Below are 19,876 nucleotides of genomic sequence, written 5' to 3' on the forward strand. Positions count from 1 at the left end.
TCCCTGACTGGAAAAAAAGATTTCCTTAACTGGAGAAAAAAGATTGTCTGACTGGGAAAAAACAAGCCATACCGCTTTTGACGATATGGCTTGACAAACAAAACAAACAATTGCTTATTGCGATTAATAAGCTATTCCTGTCCCGCTTCTCCAAGCCCGGACAGGCAGACTCGCCTCACGACGATTTCTTTTTGCGATGGCTTCAGCGTTCCTGCAACGCCGCACGTATTTTTTCGTAGGCCGCGTCTTTCAGCAGCACCGTTTTCTTTCCGTCCAGCAGGTAGAGCGACGGCATTGCCTTCAGGTCGTACAGTGCCCCGGTCTTCACCGCCTCGCGGTCGGTACCCACCGTCCAGCCTTCGGGCATGTCAGGCAGGGCTTTTCGCCACGCCTCGTCGTTGCCTTCGGTATAGACGGCCAGCACACTCAGCTTGCCGGTCCGTACGGCTTCAGCCAGTGCCGTATCGGCAGCCATTTGTAGCAATACCTCATGACACGACTCGCACTCCGGGTCGTAGAACATCAGCAGCAGACGGTCGTTCTTCACCGGTGTGGTGGCCAGTGTGCAGCGCATACCGTCGGACTGGTAATAGGTAAAGTCCGTCGCCTTATCCCCCACATTGTTGCGCTTCACTAGCTCCAGCTTGAAGCGGTAAGCGGAGCGCATTGCGTCCGTCTGTGGCAACTTGCTGAGCAACGCCTCCAGATACATTCCGTAGAGCCCCTCGTTGTAGAAAGGCGAGTTGGGATTGAAGAGATACTCGTCCGCCGTCTTAGTCAATACTTTGCGAGCATGTTCTTTCCCTACAAAGCCCGCACACCAGTTCTCCAGGCTTTCGCGTGTCAGTTCCTCCGGCGTAGTGCCGTCCGCCAGCAGGGCAATGAAGTTCACGAAGCCCTGCTCGGTGATGTCGCGGTTGTTCACCAGAGTAGTATCGGCAAAATCAAAACTCTCCCAATAGTGAGTGAGCAGATAGGCTTTGCGGGCTTCCGGTTCCGTTAGGGCGGAGGGAATGATGGGAAAGGGGAATTCCTTTCCTTGCTCTGGCATTTGCAGGAAAGTAGCGTTCGCTTCTAAAGTATGTGCACTGCCTGCCGTCAAGCAGACAGTGCAAAAATAGGCTACCAAGGATAAGAATGTTTTGCACATGCAGTTCATTGATTATTTCTTATGCGCAAAATCATCTTTGTGATAAACCAGACGGGTTCTATGTTTCACGGTTCTATCATCAAGTGTTTTTTCGCCTGTAATCGGATTATAAGAATAGGACTTCGTTCCTTCCATGGTAGATGTCCAATAAGGTACATTACTAATTCCGAATCTGACATCAACTACACCATATTGCATAATCTTTTCCCATTCATTGACTGTTGGCAGACCAATACGCGACATATTGCTAAATTCATAAGAAATGCTACCCCCAGACGAAGTGACAGCATTACCAGCACGGAATATAGCCGTACCCACTGCATTACTTGGACGACCATAGTCCTTTTGGAAAGTAAAAGCATTAGGATTTGTTCCATACAATGCAACCATCACGTCAAAACCATAATCAGGATTATAATTACGCGTAGATCCCCAATACCCTTTGTAATACTGCCATTTGTTCGTTACCAATTGGGAGGCATTCCAATTATTATTAAAATAATCCGGTCCCCATGGAATTTCACGTCCTTCATACACGTCAATACGACTGTAATAGAAAGAGGCATCATTCAGATTATTTGATGATATCGGGGTTCCATTATCATCAACCATCACCGGCATCGGCAACCACTGGCGTACTGTTATGACACTAACATCTTCACTTATAGTAAAATCATACAAATGCAATTCAAGTTGTCTATACCCATTATTTATCCAATTGGTAATCGTACTTATATCTCCTATTGCATCATTTTTCCAACCATCATATTCATCAATCCACGCCTGAGCATATAATTTGAAGTAAAATGCACCAGGTTCTCCACCACATTCTTCTCCAGGGAATTCTGTAACCTTGTTATTTCTATCTGGTCTAGTAGGTATTGAAGACAAATCTGTACCATTAGTATTACCTGCCCAAAGCCAATTTTTATTATTAGTAGCGTATAATCCATATTCATGTCCTTCTTCCTTTACAAACCCTACATACGACAAGAACCCGTTACTTGACATGTTCAATCCATCCGACAAGAACGAACCACCACCGGATATACCAATACTCTCAACTCTCCAGCTGGCACCATCTCCATCACCTATATATGAACCGTCAGGATTTGTTCTACCATCCTCAACCAATCCACCCATACCTTTCAGAGAAAGGGTTACCTGGTAGTGTTTGTTACGGTAAACGTTAAAGTCGTTCAAAATATCTTCTCCGAGATAGAGTCTGTATTTGATAGGACCGGAGATATATTTCTGATTTTCTCCTGTGGCCTGAGGAGTATATAGATAGTCTGCTATCACCTCAATATAGCTGCAGTATTTTGCTTTGTCTGCATCTGGTGCTTTATCAATTTCATTCTCATTAGAAGTATTCATCTTCCCCTGCAAGTTCTCAAACATGAAAAGAGGAACGATGTTCGCATCTGTGCCGTGTCCGCCTACAGTCATACCGTCATTGGCAGAAGTCAGGGGTTCCCATCCTACCTGCTGCACCAAGCCTTCTTCCCAAATTCTATCGTCAGTATTTACACTATTGTCAATGCCGATGTTGCAATTCACCGGTACATTATGCAAACAAATAGAACGCGGAGTAATCTTAACACCGTCTTTCAGCTTTTCACCATTGCTGCCGGAGGTGATAGCAACGGTAATCATTGCCGTAGTACGTTTCAGTTCGCAAGTATAGTTCTGGCCACCGTGGGTATCTGTGCCTGTAGCTTGTACAGCCTCCCCAAACAGTGTAGAAGTCATGATACCCGGCTTGAAAGGAGTACCCTGCTGCAAGGCTTTCAGGTCATCAATCGTTGATTTTCCAACAGTCAGGCAGTTGTTCAGGTCGTTCTTGTCGGGTAGTATTTCTCCTGTATTCCTATCTATCTGCCAATAATTACAAACCACAAATATCTTGCTCTTTCCTGCCCATGACGTGCTACCTACGTGATAGACCAATGTTCCATTATCTATAGGCAGATTGCCTTCTATCAAACCATTATCCTCCATATCTACATCTTGCGAAGTTTCAGTAGGATTCTTCAAATAGATAATCTCTTGAATCACCCCGCTTGCATCCGCCAGCACAATATTCATATCCTCAATGCGACTGCGGTCGGTACGATCTGAAGTGGCACGTGTCAGTTGCTGATTGCCCATTCCGGCTACGGAGATAATCAGATTCACTCCCTCCTTGTCGTTACCCGGCATGACTGCCTCGTCGCGGATGCAACTAGCCAACATTCCTCCCACCAGAAGCAGAGCTGTCATAATTTTCAATCCATATCTGTTCATAACTGTCCTCCGTTTTTAGAATTCCGGTTTAATGTCTTCTATTATCCATTCGGGCACTTCCACCGTTACGCCGATGGAACTGAATCGTATAGAGATAGGCAGCAGGGCTTCCTGTTTGGTCACGTCTATTTTTTCTGCGTTACGCTGAAGGTAATTGTAGACGCTACCACGCACCAGCTCCTCACTCGTGCGTTTGTCCTTCAGCACCAGTATGTGCTCGCAACAGTCTTGTGTCAGTTCGCCTTCATGGTCCATACGGAAGAGGGCGCAGTCATTCGTGCGATAGCATCTCCGCTCTTCGTCGTATACCAGGTCGGGATAGCAGGTTCCCTTTTCTGCCTCGTTGATTTCGTTATTGAAAGAAGTCTGTGCGTTCGAGTTTTCAAAACTCAGTTCGTAGGGGATTTCGTCCGCCCGTGTACCAGCTGGCCTTTCCAGACCGAAAATCTCGACTGCCACATCAATGTGTGCGCTGACCAGGGTCACCGTGTCGCGCAAATGTTGGTTGTTTCCCGGTACATCAATGACTTTCTGTGTCATGTAATTGTCATCGTGTCCGTTCACCTTTTCCGAGGTTCCCCAGTTGGGGTGCTGGATAAATATCTCTCCAAAATCCTGCGATTCGATATTCACCACTTCTGTACGTTCTTTGGCATTGCCCAGTGCCACAATCTTGTAATGTCCGGCCGGTAACCTGAACGAAGGAGTAGCCGAGAAACTGGCCAGCTGTTCGTGGTTGTAGTGCCGCACATCCATGATGCGATTGTTCTCATCGAAAACATACAGATCCACCTGATCCATATATTGATATAACACGTCCTTATCCCCATCTGCCAGATACTGGAAGTAGATAATGACATTGTCGCAATCCGACAAATCGTCTTTTATACAGCCTGTGGGCAATAACAGACCTATAATAGACAAGAATACTAATGTATAATGTTTCATGTTCAAACTGTATGTTTAAGAAGCAAGATCTCCCAACAAGTGGGAGGTCTTGCCTGAAAAAAATAATTATTTATCGTACAACATTAATAAGACCGTATCTTATTATTACATTTGTATTATTTCGCTCCTTTACTACTTGGTATTTGTTGTTTAAATATTCCATCGCTTCAGCGCATAAAGTGTTATGGTCGTTACTTTCTTGGAGTTCAACCAGTTCTTTTACCTCATGATTTCCATCATTTTCAAATAACCAATATAAAACCCAATATTTTCTCATTCCCATAATATAATTAGATTATTCAAATACCGGAGTCAGGGCAACAACTTCCCAGCTTGCAACAGTTACGTTGATTTGAACACACTTCACGTCATCTGGATTCCACGGGCCAACGTTTTCACCTTTGAATTGGTAATCAACCTTGTAGATTTTACCAGCTTCGAATGCTGTTAAGTCCTGTCCGTCTTTCTGGAATTTAGCGGTAACTACGGAATTGAACGGGTTGTTTGTGCCATCAGTCCATACCACATTGTCAAGAACCAACTTAACCTGTGCCATGCTGCCATCAGCAAGTTTATTGGGGATAAACTGGTAAACGAACTTTTTGTTTGTTTCAGGATTCCATGGTGTGGTATCTATGATATTTGTAGCACCTACGATTTTATCCCAAGCCCAACCAGCTTCAGCATCTGCTTCACCAAAGATTACTTTACCTTCTTCTTCTTCTGACCCCGGCTCCAATACATTATCCAGTGTATATTCACCACTTGCTGTGCCAGTCAAAGTAACAGCTGAATTGAAGTCCATCAGACCTATAACAGACAAATCGAACTGCTTAACAGGACCTTCACCTATGTCTGTACATGCGATATTGCCAATTTCAAAACGGGCTACAAGAGGTGCAAGATTAACAGCTGCGGTATATAAAACATTTCCGTGTTCTGTTTCATTAGTTGGTCCCTCTAAACTTATATCTTCACCAAACAAAGTTACATTCGTAAAAGTCTGTTCACCGGCAGCTTTCAATATAGAACTCTTCAAAGCAGTAACGCTAGTTTCTGTAATCGTTTTACCAGTAGAGTTTCCTACAATCTGTACTTGAGTTACTGTAGAAGGCAATTGATGGAAAACATGGCCTGTAGTTGTTAGTTCTCCCCACTCAGTGGTATTAGTGGATAAAGATTCCTTTGCTAAAATATTTGTTCCATCCGTAAAATAAACGGTTAAATTAGACAAGGCGATCTGTCCTGCACTTTGTGCATCTCCCACAGCTCTTGTAGTAGAAGTAGCCAAGCCGTCCAAACGAAGCGCTACACTCTTTGTTCCGTCATTGTTCATTCCCGGAATCTCGTCGTTGTTGCTGCAAGCAGCCATGCTTAAAGCTGCCAGAGCCACTAAAAACATTTTTGCTGTTTTCATACTCATAAAAATTTAAGTTGTTAGCATTATGTTAATTAACTCTATTTTGTTTCTTCCTTTTATTCTTCGGTCAGTTTTTCCGCTTCCCGTATCATTTTCAGGTTGTCTGCGGCGACAGCATAGCCTGTGTCCGTCGCTTTTCGTAAAGCTGTTTTAGCTTCGCCGGGCTGGTTGGTTTTCCAGTAGGCCACGCCCAGTAGGTTGAGGGAAGCTCCGTCCGTTGCATCCTTCAGCAAGGCGATGGCTTCGTCGTAGTGTCCTGTTTCGACAGCAGCCAAGACGGCGTTGTTGCGGGCTGCAAAGTTGTCGGGATAGGTACGCACCGCCACATCCAAGGTCTTACGATAGCCATCGGAGTTGCGTCCGTAGCTGTCGGCCACGCGCTGTATCTCTGCCACACTGAGCAGGTCGGGACGGGTCTTCAGCACTTCTTTGGCTTCTTCGAGCGTGAAGTTGCGCACGTTGTATTCGATGCGGTATTCGTTGCGACGCAACGGGGCATAAAGCTCGTCGATCAGGTAGCGGTAGTCGTCGGACGAAAGCTGCTGGCGGATTTTCCATTCGCAGCCGTCGAGATTGTCATCACACTGGTCGATGGCTTCCTGTACCTTTGCACGGGCCGGCCACCCTTCGGCTTGCTTCACCTGAGCCACAAAGCCGTCCCAATCCTCGCCCTTCCAGGACACGTGCCACAGTTCCTTTTTCAGTTCGGGATTCTGTTTCTGCACGTAAGCGGCAAATGTCTCTGCACGCTGCTGGGAAAGACGCAGGTTGTAGGGCATCGCACCTTCGGGAGACGCATAACCGGTGACGTAGATGCCTGTCACGGTCAGGTTCAGATTCCGCTTCACCGTTTCGAGCGAATGCTGTACACTATCCAGCTCGGCACGGTTCTTACGGAAGTTCGGCAACACGTTGTAACCGTTTACAGGGTATTCCAGACGGGCCATCTTTACCTCTGAACGCCGTTTCACTTCTTCCTCTTCAGGCTGTACAAACGGAGAAACCACGAGCACCGGATCCTGATAGGGCAAGATGCTACCTGCGGCCAGCACCTCATCGCCTTCGGAGCACTCGGCACAGCCCGTGACATAGCCGCGCAGCTCCAGGCGTCCGTTTACCATCCACCGGTTGAAAGGCACCTCGGTAGTATAATCTACCGTCTGCGGCTTTCCATTCTGACGCTTTATACGCACAAGGCCCTCTTCTTCTGAAATAGTGCCTAAAGCGATCTTACGTTCAGTCACCTTATTGCGAACTTTGCCTTCCAGCACCACCGGCTTCAACTCCATCTGCTGACTACCATCGGCCGATACCAAAACCGGCACCAGCCGCAAGGTCTGCTGACGGTTCAGTTCCACAGCGTCCAACCGGATGTCGGCACTCACCCGAACACTACGCCCGACCTTCTCCACCTTACTATTTTCCAGTGTCAGGCTTTCCAGGTAATGCGTCTGCCCCAGAACAGCCATCGGACATGCCGCCAACATCCATGCAAAGAATATCATCATTTTTTTCATATTCTTCCTCCTTCCCTTATTTAATAATGTATATCAGAGAAACGGCAGCCTTGGTGACACCCAAGTAGTTCTTTTTGCCGCTATCTTTCCATTCACCGCATTCAGGGCACTCGTACTTGTCGTAATGAGCGCGTATATAGCCGACGCCGATAGCAGCCTCGATGCTCCAACGTTTACCCAACAGCCACTGGTAACCATAGACCAGACCGGCGCCAGCATACCAACCTTCGTAGCGGTAGTTTTCCAGATTCTTCCAGAGTCCGAACGGCATCTTGATACCGCCCCAGTTGTACTGTCCGCCCAACAGATGAGCACCGACAAAGTGGCCGTTAAAGCGTTCGCACAACCAGTAACGGGCTTCGGGCTGAGCCAGCCAATGCTTCCACTTCTTGTTGTCGTTGAAAGTCCAGCCGTTGTAGTTGGCGGACAGATCCAGCGTCCACTTGGGGGCAAGACCAATTTCCGCACCCAGGTTGACCGTTGCTGTCGCGTCGTAAAGCAGGTTGGTCTTGACAGCCCAGTCCTGAGCCGACAAAGAAATGCTGACAAACAGCATCCATAAGAACAAGATTCGTTTCATATTTTTCATTTTTATAGCACGATTTCTTTCAATATCAACATAAAAGAGACTTTTCTGTTACTTTGTAGGTAACATTGATTTAAATCAATGGTACAAATTTAAAAATGTTGTTTACAAACAAACAAACTGAAACAAGATTTTAACATTTAAAAATTACAATTCAATTATGCAATTCATACTTTTTCTTTCGCTTGCCCGAAAGAAAAAGATATCAAAAAGAAAGGGCCCCGTCTGCACTTCCGGGACTACTCCAGACGACTTCCAGGCTAAAGGACAGGAACTCGCTACGCTCAGACAGCCTGTCCTTCTATACGCCTGAAAACCGCCCTCCGCTTCACGCCCCTACTGTGAGGCCGGACCTGCCTGCGGAAAGGAACCGCCCTCCACAAATATAGATGTTGGCTTGGCTAAAGTGCCTGTTTACGCGGCTAAAGTAGATGTTTATGACGCTAAAGTAGATGTTTACAAGTTCTCTTCCAGATTCTGCCTTCAAGGCTTCACACGAAGCATAAAACACTGAACAGCAACCGAATGAAGTGAAACGAGATGTATTTCACACTGCTTTCACAGTTACAGGAGGGAAAATTACTGGTTTCACTACAAGCTATTGACACACAGCTTCTTGTAGTGAAGTTTCATTGAAAGAACTTTTTCATTCCGTGTGAAAGGAAGAAGAGTCTTGAAAAACGTCTTTCACCGTTACCTACAAAGTAACCGTATCTGCACATCTTTCCCGAAACGTAAAATAATCTCCTTTCACCAAATTACAACCTGATTATACGGTTGTCACCTAATTGGGGGACACTTCCACCCAAAGGCATAAGAAAAGTCCCAAGAGATCAGGCACAAAATACTTGTGAAAGAATCTCCCGGTTCATCTGTCCGATACGTTCGTCTGTATGCCGTTTGAAATAGGTTTCAGTAACCTTTACAGATGAATGGCCCATGGCAAACCTGTTTTGCAGGTAGTTCTGGAAACTTTTCAACCAAAGAGGGGTCACCTCACAAAAAGAAAGAGGGACACCCCCGGTGAAGTCGAGCACACGACGCAGCGTACTGCGATAGACGTGTGCCGTGCCGGGACGTCCCTCTTTCTCCAATTGGAGGATCAGGGCGGCCATACAGGCCGTCAAAGATTCTTTTCCTTTAACCATAACCATATGTGTTTAAAATGTAAAGGCAAAATAAGAAAAAGAACGGGAAATATCTTATTTTTGCAAAAACTATCAAACACCACAGTCATGAAATACCCCATCGGAATCCAGAGCTTTGACCGTATCATTGAAGACGGTTACGTCTATGTAGACAAGACAGAGCTAATCTACAATCTGACACACGAAAGCAGCATCTATTTCCTGAGCCGCCCCCGCCGCTTCGGCAAGAGCCTGCTCGTGTCCACGCTGAAGAACTATTACCTGGGCCGCAGGGAGCTGTTCCGCGGGCTGGCCATGGAGCGACTGGAAACGGAATGGGCCGTGCATCCCGTATTTCATGTGGACTTCAACAGCACGAACTTCACCAATCCCGGTGAACTGGAACAGAAACTGGATTTCTATGTCTCCCGTTGGATGAATCAATACGGTCTTCCGCCTGAAATCAAAGCATTGGGTATCGGCGACCGCTTCGTGGAGGTGCTCCGTGCCGCCCACGAGCGGACGGGACGCCGGGCCGTGGTGCTTATTGACGAATACGACAAACCGATGCTGGACGTGCTCGACGTGGACGCCTCGCTCGAGGACCGGCACCGCAACGTGCTCAAGGCCTTCTACTCCGTGTTCAAGGCAGCGGACGAGCACCTGCAGTTTGTGCTGCTGACGGGCGTGACGAAGTTCTCGCAGGTGAGCGTGTTCAGCGGTTTCAACCAGCCGAAGGACATCAGCATGGACGGGCGTTACGAGACGCTGTGCGGCATCACGCAGGACGAGATAGACCGTTATTTCCCCGAACCCATTGCCGACATGGCCGCGGACTACCGCTGTACGCCGGAGGAAATGAAGCAGCGGCTGAAGCTGCAGTACGACGGCTACCACTTCAGCGACCGGCTGACGGACGTGTACAATCCCTTCAGCCTGCTCAACGCGCTGGACAGCCGGCGGATATACGACTACTGGTTCCGTTCGGGCACACCCACGTACCTCATCCGCCTGCTCGCCCACTTCAACGAGAACATCAACGAGCTGACGGGCAAGTACTACCGCCCCGAAGAGTTCGTGGACTACAAGGCCGACGTGGAGCGTCCGCTGCCCATGATCTTCCAGAGCGGGTACCTGACTATCAAGAACTATAATTTTCAATTCAATACCTTCCTGCTGGACTTCCCCAACAACGAGGTGAAGAACGGCTTCCTGACGATGCTGGCCACGTCGTATCTGAAACCCCAAGAAGAAATGGGCACGTGGATACGCGACATGGTCATGACCCTTCAGGCGGGCGACACCGACCGCCTCCGCACCCTGTTCACCTCCTTCCTGGCCAGCATTCCCTACACCATGCGGCGCAAGGAAAACGAAACCGAACGCGAACGCTACTTCCAGTACACGTTCTACCTCATCATGCGCCTGGTGAGTGTCTACACCGTCTACGTGGAGAAGGCGCAGAGTCAGGGACGCGTGGACTGTGTGGTAGAGACGCCACAGTACGTCTACATATTCGAGTTCAAACTGGACGGCACCGCCGCCGAGGCCCTGCAGCAGATCGAGGACCGCGGCTATGCCCGCGAGTATGCCACCGACACACGTAAGGTATATAGGATTGGCGCAACTTTCTCGTCGGAAACAGGAACCATCGGCGAATGGGAATGCCAATAATCAGTAACTGATCTTCACTCCCGCAAAATAGGAACGGGGCAGGCCGGGACCGTAAATGTAGCCGGAGTCGCGCAGCTTGCCCTGGTCGAAGTCTTTCTGATAGGCATTGAAGAGATTCTGTACGCCGGCATTCACCTGAAGGGTGATATCCTTATAGAGAGTGAAGTCGTAAGCGGCCTTGAGGTTCATTTCCCAGAAACTGGGCGTAGTCTCGGCACGGTCTTTCTCGATGTAGCCGGCACGGTGTTCCACCAGCATACTGCCCGTATAGGTGCCGGACAGGGCAATGCTCAGAGGTTTCACGGGACTGTAGGTCAGGGTCATGTAGCCATAGGTGTCGGGCGTGCGGAAGATGCGCTTCTCCATGGGAACGGTTTCGTCGTCGCTCCACTGGCGGGCCTCCTTATATTCGGCCTTCTGCAGGGTGACGCCCGCCTGAAGCTGGAGCGTGGTGAGCCAGGCCAGCTTGCCTTCGAGCGTCACGCCATAGACACGGGCTCCTTTCTCGTTGTAGCGTTCGTTCTTCAGGATGCCATCTTCGGTGCCGATCTGGCGCAAGGCAAAGGCGTCGGACAGATTGGTGTAGAAACCTTCGACCAACAGATTGCCCTGCAAGGCGCCCCAACGGTGGTACAGGTCGGCCGAAAGACTGACGCTGCGCGACTTCTCTTCACGCAGGTCCTTGGCCAGCTGGATCATGGATACGTTGCCACCCACGTTCTCGACATGCAGGTCCTCGTCGAAGGCCTGCGGGGCACGGAAGCCCACGGAGTAGGCGGCACGCAGGTTGATGTCCTTCGTGGGATTGTAGCGCAAGTTGACACGCGGACTGAAGATGACGTGGTCTATCAGATTGTGCTTGTCCAAACGTCCGCCTACAAGGAAACTCCAGTGGTCGTTCTTCCACTCGTTCTGCAGGAAAGCGCCGGCGATGCGCACCGTCTGGTCGATGTAACGGTTGTAGCCCCACATCTTGTCGTGCATGGCGTCCTGGTTGTACTCCACACCACCCGTCAGATCGGCAGGCAGGAAGAGGCAGCGGTCGAAGTGGTAGACGTACTGCGAACCGACTACCCACGTCAAGTCCGTAGTGGCACCGTAGGCATTGAGCGAATGGTCGCCACCGTAGTAGCTGTCGCGGTCGATGTGCTGCATGGAGGCGTAGACATTGACTTTATGTTTTTCGTTGGGCGAAAAGTAGTCGAACTTTACGCTACCGCTATTAATGCTGTGTTCGGTCTGTTCGGTGATGTCGGTCTCGTGGGGCGGACGGTCGAGCAGGTTACCGCCACGGCGGAACTCCTGCAGATGGTGGTACTCGAAGGTCAGCTTGGAGTAGGTACTGGTCTTGAGGAAGGAACGGAAGCCTACGGTCTGGTTGCGCAGCTTGGGCAGCTCGGTGAAGCCGTCGCCGTCGTAGTCGAAGCCGCTGCGCTGGCGGTTCTGCCCGAAGACATAGATGCCCGCCTTGTGGTTGTCGGTCACCAGCGAGGCGTTCATCGTCGTATTGTTGTCGAACGCAGAGAAGCCTCCTACGCCCATAATCGTATGTCCCAGTTGGGCGGAGTTGCGCAGGGGTTCCTTGGTGATGATGTTGATGGTACCCGCAATGGCCGACGCGCCGAAGAGGGCCGAACCGCCTCCACGCATCACTTCCACACGTTCGATCATGTTGGCCGGTATCTGCTCCAACCCGTACACACCTGCCAAAGCACTGAATACGGGGCGCGAGTCTATAAGAATCTGGGTATAGGGACCGTCGAGGCCGTTGATGCGCACCTGCTGGAAACCGCAGTTCTGGCAGTTGTTCTCCACACGCACGCCGGGCTGAAAGTTCAGTCCCTGAGCCAATGTGGTAGAGTTGGTCTGTTCGAAGAGCTTGAAGTCCATGACGTTGACCAGCGTGGGGGCCAGGCGTCGGGTCGTCTCACTGCGGTTGGCGGTGACCACCACGCCGTCCAGCGCCACGAGGTCTTCCTCCAGTTCGAAATTCTCTTCCAGCGTGACGCCCTTCTTCAGAACGACTTCGCGTGTCAGTGTCTTGTAACCTACGGAGCTGACTTGCAACGTAAAGCGGCCTTCGGGCAGATTCTTCAGAAAATAGTGTCCGGTGGCATCGGTCAGGGTACCGATGGTGGTTCCTTTCAGGGAAACGGTAATATAAGAGAGGTGTTCTTTGGAATGTTTTTCCAATACATGTCCTACGATGTTGGCATCCGAACTCTTCAGTTCTTCGGCCATAAGAGTGGCGGGCAGCAATGCGCACAGCAGAGCCACCACAAGAAAGATATATTTTTTCATGTGTCTTCTATTTTAATAATTTGAATAAAGGAAATGATAGATGCATCTAAACAGATGCTCACCACAGATTACATCAACAAGAGAAGACACAAGCGGGAGGGGCGCGCAGACGGATGCCGTCGTCCGGCCGACGCAGGCAGAGGCACGACGTACGCGCCACAACCAGCAAGCCCAACAGGGCACAGAAGCAGGGAACGGCAACCAACAGCACAGGAACGGAGGAAGCCACATAGTGGTCGAGGAAGAAAATGGTCTCGGCCTGGCTCTCGGTGTGCTGATGACCGGCTTTGAAGGGATGCGAATGCACAATGATAACTCCATTCACCACATGTGAGTGGGTGAACAGCGTAACTCCTCCCCAATACGCTAGGAACAACAGGGGAAGAAAATACTTCATAATGCGGCGCAGTTTCTCCAAAAGCGTTTGTTTATGATTGATTGTGGCGGCAAAGATAATGGAAAAAACAGAAGCTATTCGAAGAAATCTGAAAAAAAAGTCGTCTCTTTGCAACCTGGCGGGATAGATGTTCCGTCTAACAGACAAAGAAAACAAAAATAAGCAACGAATAAAAGACTGACGAATATGAAACGTATCCTTATCCTACTCGGCCTGATGGCCGCCACAAGCCTGGGCATGCAGGCCGAAAACAGAACCGTGACCGACACCGTAGACGGCAAGAAACGCGTCATCGAACTGCAAGACACCGTGATAAACGGGCAACAGACTACCGACACCCTGAGCATCACTACCTACGAAGGCACCGCCTCCAGCGAAGCCGACAGTGACGGCCCCTCCCGCCACCGCCACGACAGTAGCGGCCTGCAATGGGTGGGCTTCAACTTCGGCGACGACGCACCGGAAACAATTGTTGCCCTGACAGCCATCATCTTCGTATTCGGCTTGCCCGCGCTGCTCCTCTTCATCATCTTCTATTTCCGTTACAAGAACCGAAAGGCCAAATATCGCCTGGCCGAACAGGCACTGGCTGCCGGACAGCAGCTTCCACCCGAATTCTTCAAAGAAACCAAGGAAGGAGAAAGCAAAGACCTGCGCAGCCGGGGTATCAAGAATATCTTCCTGGGCATCGGGCTTTTCATCTTTCTCTGGGCTCTTACAGGTGAATTCAGTCTGGGATGCATCGGGCTGCTCATCATGTTCACGGGCTTCGGACAGGTAACCATCTACTATACCCAGCCGGGACAAGGCGACGGCAAGCCCTTCATCCGCATGGAACGCGATGAAAAGACCGGCTACCGCTACATGAAAGTGGGCGGCATCGAACTCCGCGACCAGACAGAAAAGAAAGACACGCCCGACGCTGAAGACACAAACAAACCGAAAGAATGAGCCAACTCAACGACATATCGCTGATTGCACAAGTCGTGATGTTCCACAACAACCGCGCCTTCGACCAGCTGGTCAGGAAATACCAGTCGCCCGTGAGGCGCTTCTTCCTGAACCTGACCTGCGGCGACAGCGAACTGAGCGACGACCTGGCGCAGGACACCTTTATCCGTGCCTACACCAGCCTGGCTTCCTTCAAGAACCTGTCCAGCTTCTCCACCTGGCTCTACCGCATTGCGTACAATCAATATTATGACTATCTTCGCAGCCGGAAGGAGACAGACGACCTGGACACGACACGGGTAGACGCCCAATGCAGCGTGCGCCAGCCGGACACGGGCCTGCAGTCGGACCTGCACCGCGCACTGGCCACGCTGAGAGACATCGAGCGAACCTGCATCACCCTCTTCTACCTGGAGGACCAGAGCATAGACAAGATAGCAAGCATTACCGGATGCCCTACGGGAACCGTAAAAAGCCACCTTTCGAGGGCCAAGGAAAAGATGGCGACGTACTTAAAACAGAATGGATATGACGGAAAATAATGACAAGTTACTGGAAAGCTTCTTCGCCGGACAGCGACAAGAAGTGGCTGACAACGGCTTCACACGCCGCGTAATGCGCAGCCTGCCCTACCGTAGCAACCGCCTGGCACGCTTGTGGACAGCCGGAGGATTTACGCTGGCCACCGTACTGTTTGTTCTGCTGGACGGAGTGCAACTGGTGTGGGACACGCTACGCGAGACATTCACCACCACTCTGGAAAACGGCATGGCGCAGACAGACCCCAAATCGCTGGCACTGGCCGTCGTGGTACTGTTGTTACTTATGTACAAAAAAATAGCTTCTTTGGCTTAAAAACAGCTTTTTTTCCTATACTCAGAACAATATTGTCCATGAGATGTTATATCTTTGCCCCTGCAAAAAACTAAAATGGCAAAGAGAGTTTTTATATATCACTTATTACTGACAACGGCATTATTATTCCTGACTGGACATACCGCTGCCCAGACTCCCCCAAGCGACAGCATCGTTATGCACCGCCTGAAAGACATGGGCGCTCCGCTGACCTACAATAACCGGGTAGAACTGCTGATGAGCGGTGATGAAAAATTCACCGACCTGTTCGAAGCGATCCGTGGCGCACGCCACCATGTCCATCTGGAATACTTCAACTTCCGTAACGACTCCATCGCCGGTGTCCTGTTCCGACTATTGGCCCAAAAGGTAAAGGAAGGCGTAGAAGTGCGTGCCCTGTTTGACGCTTTCGGCAATCTGTCGAACAACAAACCGCTGACCAAGAAACACCTGAAAGCCATCCGCGAGCAGGGCATCGAAATCGTGAAATTCGATCCCTTCACATTCCCTTGGTTCAACCACGCCGCCCATCGCGACCACCGCAAGATCGTGGTCATCGACGGAAAGATTGGCTACACAGGAGGGATGAACGTAGCCGACTACTACATCAAGGGTCTGCCCAAGATCGGCGAATGGCACGACATCCACGCCCGTATCGAGGGTGATGCGGTCCGCTACCTGCAAGGTATCTTCATGACCATGTGGAACCGCGAAACAGGACAACACATCGGCGGACCGGAATACTTTCCCGACACGCCCCAGCTGCCGGACAGCATCGCGGAGGAGATCATGATCGTAGACCGTACACCCCGCGAGACGCCGCGCTCCATCAGCCGTGCGTACACGACTTCCATCCGTGAAGCCGACAGCCTGATACGCATCGTCAACCCCTACTTCGTGCCTACCAAGTCCATCAAGGAAGCCATCAAACATGCATTGAAGAAAGGAACAGAAGTGGAAATCATGGTTCCTTCGGTATCCGACGTACCCTTCACGCCTGAAGCCGCCTTCTACATCCTGCACAAACTGATGAAGAAAGGTGCCAAGGTGTATCTGTTCAACGGCGGCTTCCATCACTCTAAAGTAATGATGGTAGACGGTAGCTTCTGTACCGTGGGGACAGCTAACCTGAACAGCCGCAGCCTGCGCTACGACTATGAAACCAATGCTTTCATCTTCGATCCCGAAACAACGGCCGAACTGACTGAGATGTTCAACAGAGACAAACAGAACAGTACGCTGATGACGCCCGAATATTGGAAAGAACGATCGGCGTGGAAGAAGTTTGTAGGATGGTTTGCCCATCTGTTCACACCGTTCCTCTGAAAAAATCCATCCCGCAGGTTCTTCTTTCTTTGCCTAAAAAGGTTACCTTTGCATCCAAATAAAGAAGTTACGCCATGAAACAATATTTAGACCTGCTCAACCGCATATTGACCGAAGGCGTCGAGAAGAGCGACCGAACCGGCACGGGCACCATCAGTGTGTTCGGCCATCAGATGCGCTTCAATCTGGACGACGGCTTCCCCTGCCTCACTACCAAGAAGCTGCACTTGAAATCCATCATCTACGAACTGCTCTGGTTCCTCAAAGGCGACACCAACGTGAAGTACCTGCAGGAACACGGCGTGCGCATCTGGAACGAATGGGCCGACGCGGACGGTGACTTGGGACATATCTACGGCTACCAGTGGCGCTCGTGGCCCGACTATCAGGGCGGCTTCATCGACCAGATCAGCGAAGCGGTGGAAACCATCAAGCACAACCCCGACTCACGCCGTATCATCGTGAGTGCCTGGAACGTGGGCGACCTGAACAACATGAACCTGCCGCCCTGCCACGCCTTCTTCCAGTTCTACGTGGCCGACGGGCGCCTGAGCCTGCAACTGTACCAACGCAGTGCGGACACTTTTCTGGGCGTACCGTTCAACATCGCCTCGTATGCCCTGCTGCTACAGATGATGGCGCAGGTGACGGGCCTGAAAGCAGGTGATTTCATTCATACGCTGGGCGATGCACACATCTACCTGAACCACCTGGAGCAGGTGAAACTGCAGCTGACGCGCGAACCGCGTCCCCTGCCGCAGATGAAAATCAATCCGGACGTGAAGAGTATCTTCGATTTCCAGTATGAGGACTTCGAGCTGGTGAACTATAATCCGCATCCACATATTGCAGGCAAGGTTTCTGTCTAACCCAAAACAAAAAGAAAACATGATCAGTATCATCGCCGCCGTAGACCGCCACATGGCCATCGGTTACCAAAACAAACTGCTCTTCTGGTTGCCCAACGACCTGAAACGCTTCAAGGCACTGACCACAGGCCATACCATTATCATGGGCCGCAAGACCTTCGAATCGCTACCCAAAGGCGCCCTACCCAACCGACGCAACATCGTACTTTCGTCCAACGCTGCTACCTGCTGCCCGGGCGCGGAAGTTTTCACCAGCCTGGAGGAAGCCCTAAGCCACTGCAATACCGACGAAGAGGTCTATATCCTCGGCGGCGAAAGCGTCTACCGGCAAGCCCTGCCGCTGGCCGACCGGCTCTGTCTGACAGAGATAGACGCGGAAGCTCCGCAAGCGGATGCTTACTTCCCGCAGGTACAGCCTGAGATATGGCACGAAAAAAACAGGGATGTTCATCCTGCCGATGAAAAACATCCCTGTCCGTATGCCTTTGTAGACTATGTCAGGAGCTAATACCTGACATAGTCACTGATTCCACTTCGCTCAATCTTCTTCCTGATCTTCGTCTTCGATCAGAATCGGCATCTGACGCTTAATCACTTCGTGGAAGGAAATCAACGTTTCCGTCCGCGCCATACCCAGCGGCTGCAGTTTTTCCTGAATAATATTCTGCAAGTGACGGTTGTTGCGTGCATAAAGCTTGATGAACATGTCGTACTTGCCGGTAGTGATGTGGCACTCCACAATCTCGGGAATATTCTCCAAAGCCTTGATAACTGCATCTGACGATGAAGGATCTTTCAAATAGATACCGATGTACGCACACGTTTCATAACCGATCTTTTCGGGATCAATAATGTATTCCGATCCTTTCAGTATTCCCAAATTGGTAAGTTTCTGAATGCGTTGATGAATGGCAGCGCCAGATACATTGCAGGCACGAGCCACTTCCAAGAAAGGGATACGGGCATTGTCAGCTATCAGTTTCAAGATCTGCTCGTCCAAAGTATCCAATTGATGATGTCCCATTTTTTTAATTCTTATAATTATAATAATCCAAATTATCAGGCTGCAAAGTTAGCATTTTTTTCAGCAAAAAAGAGCGAGATTGTTACTTTTCTTGTATATATATGATAAAAGCTGTATCTTTGTGTTTCCCATAAAAAGAATAAGTGATGAAAAAATATGCATGCATGCTCATCCTGCTACTAACAGTCGGCACACTGGTTGCGCAGGACTTTTCGCAGTATTTTACGGACAAGACGCTCCGTGTGGATTACTTCTTTACCGGCAATGCCGAACGCCAGGAAATCTGGGTAGACGAGTTGTCGGTACTGCCCGGCTGGAGCGGGCGCAAGCACAATCTGGCCCAGCTGCCACTCACCGGCTATGGACAGATAACGGTTCGTGACCAGGAAAAAGGGACCGTCATCTACCGCACATCTTTCTCTACTCTCTTTCAGGAATGGTTGGAGACAGACGAAGCCCGCAAGATACAAAAAGGCTTCGAAAACACGTTTTTACTGCCCTATCCCAAGCAACCGGTCGAAGTGGAAGTAACCCTCCTCGACAAACGCCTGAAACCGAAAGCCAGCATGAAGCATACGGTAGATCCTGCTGACATCCTGATCCATCCGAAAGGATTCAGCGACGTGACACCCCATAAATATCTGATGCAAAGCGGAAGCGCTGAGCAGTGCATCGACGTAGCCATCCTGGCAGAGGGCTATACGGAAGCCGAAATGGAGACATTCTACCGCGATGCAGCCACAGCTTGTGAAAGTTTGTTCGGACATGAACCGTTCAAGTCGCTGAAAAACCGCTTCAACGTAGTGGCCGTAGCCAGCCCATCGAAAGACAGTGGCGTCAGCATCCCACGCCTGAATGATTGGAAACAAACCGCTTTCAGTTCACATTTCAGCACGTTCTACTCTGATCGCTACCTGACAACATCGCGCGTGAAGTCTATACACGACGCACTGGCCGGCATACCTTACGAACATATCATCATCCTGGCCAACACAGACGAATATGGCGGTGGAGGCATCTACAACGCCTATACACTAACCACTGCCCACCATCCGATGTTCCGCCCCGTAGTGGTACACGAATTCGGACACAGCTTTGCCGGACTGGCCGATGAATACTTTTATGACGACGACGTTATGACGGATACCTACCCGTTGGACGTAGAACCGTGGGAGCCCAACATCAGCACCCGCGTTGACTTTACATCGAAATGGGAGAATATGCTCGGTAAGGAAACACCGATCCCCACCCCGACAGCCGAAAGCGAACGTTATCCGGTAGGCGTCTACGAAGGGGGAGGATATTCAGCGAAAGGTATCTATCGCCCGGCTGACAACTGCCGGATGCGCACCAACGAATATCCAACGTTCTGCCCCGTCTGCCAACGGGCCATCCAACGGCTGGTTGAATTTTATACAGAATAAAGAAAATCATCTTACATCCAT

At 50.2% G+C, this 19,876-nt stretch carries 19 protein-coding genes; 8 read left to right on the forward strand and 11 right to left on the reverse strand.

Annotated features, from left to right (window positions below):
* Positions 1–202 precede the first annotated feature (202 nt).
* The 8 genes from BQ8005_RS07480 to BQ8005_RS07520 form a co-directional block, all read right to left on the reverse strand.
* On the reverse strand, positions 203–1,129 hold the full coding sequence (locus tag BQ8005_RS07480) for a DUF5106 domain-containing protein (protein WP_234984017.1): 927 nt from the start codon (positions 1,127–1,129) through the stop codon (positions 203–205).
* A 33-nt stretch (positions 1,130–1,162) separates the two neighbouring features.
* The gene (locus BQ8005_RS07485) at positions 1,163–3,436 is read right to left on the reverse strand and encodes a DUF4906 domain-containing protein (protein WP_075317607.1); all 2,274 of its coding nucleotides are present in this window, start codon (positions 3,434–3,436) and stop codon (positions 1,163–1,165) included.
* 15 nt (positions 3,437–3,451) lie between these two features.
* Complete coding sequence (locus BQ8005_RS07490; RefSeq protein WP_075317608.1) at positions 3,452–4,384, reverse strand: FimB/Mfa2 family fimbrial subunit; 933 nt, start codon at positions 4,382–4,384, stop codon at positions 3,452–3,454.
* Positions 4,385–4,454: 70 nt separating this feature from the next.
* A complete protein-coding gene (locus BQ8005_RS07495; protein WP_075317609.1) occupies positions 4,455–4,667 on the reverse strand; it encodes a hypothetical protein in 213 nt (70 codons plus the stop codon).
* Positions 4,668–4,679: 12 nt separating this feature from the next.
* Positions 4,680–5,801 carry a hypothetical protein gene (locus BQ8005_RS07500; protein WP_075317610.1) on the reverse strand — a complete coding sequence of 374 codons (1,122 nt, stop codon included), beginning with the start codon at positions 5,799–5,801 and terminating at the stop codon, positions 4,680–4,682.
* 59 nt (positions 5,802–5,860) lie between these two features.
* Positions 5,861–7,321, reverse strand: coding sequence for a DUF3868 domain-containing protein (locus tag BQ8005_RS07505; protein WP_075317611.1), 1,461 nt, complete (start codon positions 7,319–7,321; stop codon positions 5,861–5,863).
* A gap of 16 nt (positions 7,322–7,337) precedes the next feature.
* Positions 7,338–7,910, reverse strand: a complete 573-nt coding sequence (locus tag BQ8005_RS07510) for a DUF3575 domain-containing protein (RefSeq protein WP_075317612.1) — start codon at positions 7,908–7,910, stop codon at positions 7,338–7,340.
* A gap of 830 nt (positions 7,911–8,740) precedes the next feature.
* A complete protein-coding gene (locus tag BQ8005_RS07520) occupies positions 8,741–9,055 on the reverse strand; it encodes a phage integrase SAM-like domain-containing protein (RefSeq protein WP_075317614.1) in 315 nt (104 codons plus the stop codon).
* A gap of 87 nt (positions 9,056–9,142) precedes the next feature.
* On the opposite strand from BQ8005_RS07520, the gene BQ8005_RS07525 reads away from it, so the two are divergent.
* Positions 9,143–10,708 (forward strand): ATP-binding protein, encoded by a 1,566-nt coding sequence (locus BQ8005_RS07525; RefSeq protein ID WP_075317615.1) that lies wholly within the window; start codon positions 9,143–9,145, stop codon positions 10,706–10,708.
* Here the strand turns inward: BQ8005_RS07525 and BQ8005_RS07530 are convergent, their stop codons facing one another.
* Positions 10,709–13,009, reverse strand: coding sequence for a TonB-dependent receptor (locus BQ8005_RS07530; RefSeq protein WP_075317616.1), 2,301 nt, complete (start codon positions 13,007–13,009; stop codon positions 10,709–10,711).
* Positions 13,010–13,082: 73 nt separating this feature from the next.
* Positions 13,083–13,406, reverse strand: coding sequence for a hypothetical protein (locus tag BQ8005_RS07535; protein WP_111936098.1), 324 nt, complete (start codon positions 13,404–13,406; stop codon positions 13,083–13,085).
* Between the two features lie 186 nt (positions 13,407–13,592).
* Here BQ8005_RS07535 and BQ8005_RS07540 point away from each other — a divergent pair, with 186 nt between their 5' ends.
* The 6 genes from BQ8005_RS07540 (at position 13,593) to BQ8005_RS07565 (ending at position 17,915) form a co-directional block, all read left to right on the forward strand.
* Positions 13,593–14,357, forward strand: a complete 765-nt coding sequence (locus BQ8005_RS07540; RefSeq protein ID WP_075317618.1) for a DUF6249 domain-containing protein — start codon at positions 13,593–13,595, stop codon at positions 14,355–14,357.
* Positions 14,354–14,899, forward strand: coding sequence for an RNA polymerase sigma factor (locus BQ8005_RS07545; RefSeq protein ID WP_021847941.1), 546 nt, complete (start codon positions 14,354–14,356; stop codon positions 14,897–14,899). Before BQ8005_RS07540 ends, BQ8005_RS07545 begins: the two co-directional genes overlap by 4 nt.
* On the forward strand, positions 14,886–15,212 hold the full coding sequence (locus tag BQ8005_RS07550; protein ID WP_075317619.1) for a DUF5056 domain-containing protein: 327 nt from the start codon (positions 14,886–14,888) through the stop codon (positions 15,210–15,212). Before BQ8005_RS07545 ends, BQ8005_RS07550 begins: the two co-directional genes overlap by 14 nt.
* Before the next feature lie 75 nt (positions 15,213–15,287).
* Positions 15,288–16,538 (forward strand): cardiolipin synthase, encoded by a 1,251-nt coding sequence (gene cls, locus BQ8005_RS07555; protein WP_200806327.1) that lies wholly within the window; start codon positions 15,288–15,290, stop codon positions 16,536–16,538.
* Positions 16,539–16,612: 74 nt separating this feature from the next.
* A complete protein-coding gene (locus BQ8005_RS07560; RefSeq protein WP_075317621.1) occupies positions 16,613–17,407 on the forward strand; it encodes a thymidylate synthase in 795 nt (264 codons plus the stop codon).
* A 19-nt stretch (positions 17,408–17,426) separates the two neighbouring features.
* On the forward strand, positions 17,427–17,915 hold the full coding sequence (locus BQ8005_RS07565; protein ID WP_075317622.1) for a dihydrofolate reductase: 489 nt from the start codon (positions 17,427–17,429) through the stop codon (positions 17,913–17,915).
* Positions 17,916–17,945: 30 nt separating this feature from the next.
* Here the strand turns inward: BQ8005_RS07565 and BQ8005_RS07570 are convergent, their stop codons facing one another.
* Positions 17,946–18,431, reverse strand: a complete 486-nt coding sequence (locus BQ8005_RS07570) for an Lrp/AsnC family transcriptional regulator (protein ID WP_021847936.1) — start codon at positions 18,429–18,431, stop codon at positions 17,946–17,948.
* A gap of 146 nt (positions 18,432–18,577) precedes the next feature.
* Here BQ8005_RS07570 and BQ8005_RS07575 point away from each other — a divergent pair, with 146 nt between their 5' ends.
* A complete protein-coding gene (locus BQ8005_RS07575) occupies positions 18,578–19,855 on the forward strand; it encodes an IgA Peptidase M64 (RefSeq protein WP_075317623.1) in 1,278 nt (425 codons plus the stop codon).
* The last annotated feature ends 21 nt before the right edge of the window (positions 19,856–19,876 follow it).

The sequence above is a fragment of the Bacteroides togonis genome, from assembly GCF_900130135.1.
GTDB classification, from domain to species: Bacteria; Bacteroidota; Bacteroidia; order Bacteroidales; family Bacteroidaceae; genus Bacteroides; species Bacteroides pullorum.

Bases quoted from the DNA above. Each gene is read 5' to 3' on its own strand.
- BQ8005_RS07485 (WP_075317607.1), bottom strand. From the start codon at position 3,436: ATGAACAGATATGGATTGAAAATTATGACAGCTCTGCTTCTGGTGGGA.
- BQ8005_RS07490 (WP_075317608.1), bottom strand. From the start codon at position 4,384: ATGAAACATTATACATTAGTATTCTTGTCTATTATAGGTCTGTTATTG.
- BQ8005_RS07495 (WP_075317609.1), bottom strand. From the start codon at position 4,667: ATGGGAATGAGAAAATATTGGGTTTTATATTGGTTATTTGAAAATGAT.
- BQ8005_RS07500 (WP_075317610.1), bottom strand. From the start codon at position 5,801: ATGAAAACAGCAAAAATGTTTTTAGTGGCTCTGGCAGCTTTAAGCATG.
- BQ8005_RS07505 (WP_075317611.1), bottom strand. From the start codon at position 7,321: ATGAAAAAAATGATGATATTCTTTGCATGGATGTTGGCGGCATGTCCG.
- BQ8005_RS07510 (WP_075317612.1), bottom strand. From the start codon at position 7,910: ATGAAAAATATGAAACGAATCTTGTTCTTATGGATGCTGTTTGTCAGC.
- BQ8005_RS07520 (WP_075317614.1), bottom strand. From the start codon at position 9,055: ATGGTTAAAGGAAAAGAATCTTTGACGGCCTGTATGGCCGCCCTGATC.
- BQ8005_RS07525 (WP_075317615.1), top strand. From the start codon at position 9,143: ATGAAATACCCCATCGGAATCCAGAGCTTTGACCGTATCATTGAAGAC.
- BQ8005_RS07530 (WP_075317616.1), bottom strand. From the start codon at position 13,009: ATGAAAAAATATATCTTTCTTGTGGTGGCTCTGCTGTGCGCATTGCTG.
- BQ8005_RS07535 (WP_111936098.1), bottom strand. From the start codon at position 13,406: ATGAAGTATTTTCTTCCCCTGTTGTTCCTAGCGTATTGGGGAGGAGTT.
- BQ8005_RS07540 (WP_075317618.1), top strand. From the start codon at position 13,593: ATGAAACGTATCCTTATCCTACTCGGCCTGATGGCCGCCACAAGCCTG.
- BQ8005_RS07545 (WP_021847941.1), top strand. From the start codon at position 14,354: ATGAGCCAACTCAACGACATATCGCTGATTGCACAAGTCGTGATGTTC.
- BQ8005_RS07550 (WP_075317619.1), top strand. From the start codon at position 14,886: ATGACGGAAAATAATGACAAGTTACTGGAAAGCTTCTTCGCCGGACAG.
- cls (WP_200806327.1), top strand. From the start codon at position 15,288: ATGGCAAAGAGAGTTTTTATATATCACTTATTACTGACAACGGCATTA.
- BQ8005_RS07560 (WP_075317621.1), top strand. From the start codon at position 16,613: ATGAAACAATATTTAGACCTGCTCAACCGCATATTGACCGAAGGCGTC.
- BQ8005_RS07565 (WP_075317622.1), top strand. From the start codon at position 17,427: ATGATCAGTATCATCGCCGCCGTAGACCGCCACATGGCCATCGGTTAC.
- BQ8005_RS07570 (WP_021847936.1), bottom strand. From the start codon at position 18,431: ATGGGACATCATCAATTGGATACTTTGGACGAGCAGATCTTGAAACTG.
- BQ8005_RS07575 (WP_075317623.1), top strand. From the start codon at position 18,578: ATGAAAAAATATGCATGCATGCTCATCCTGCTACTAACAGTCGGCACA.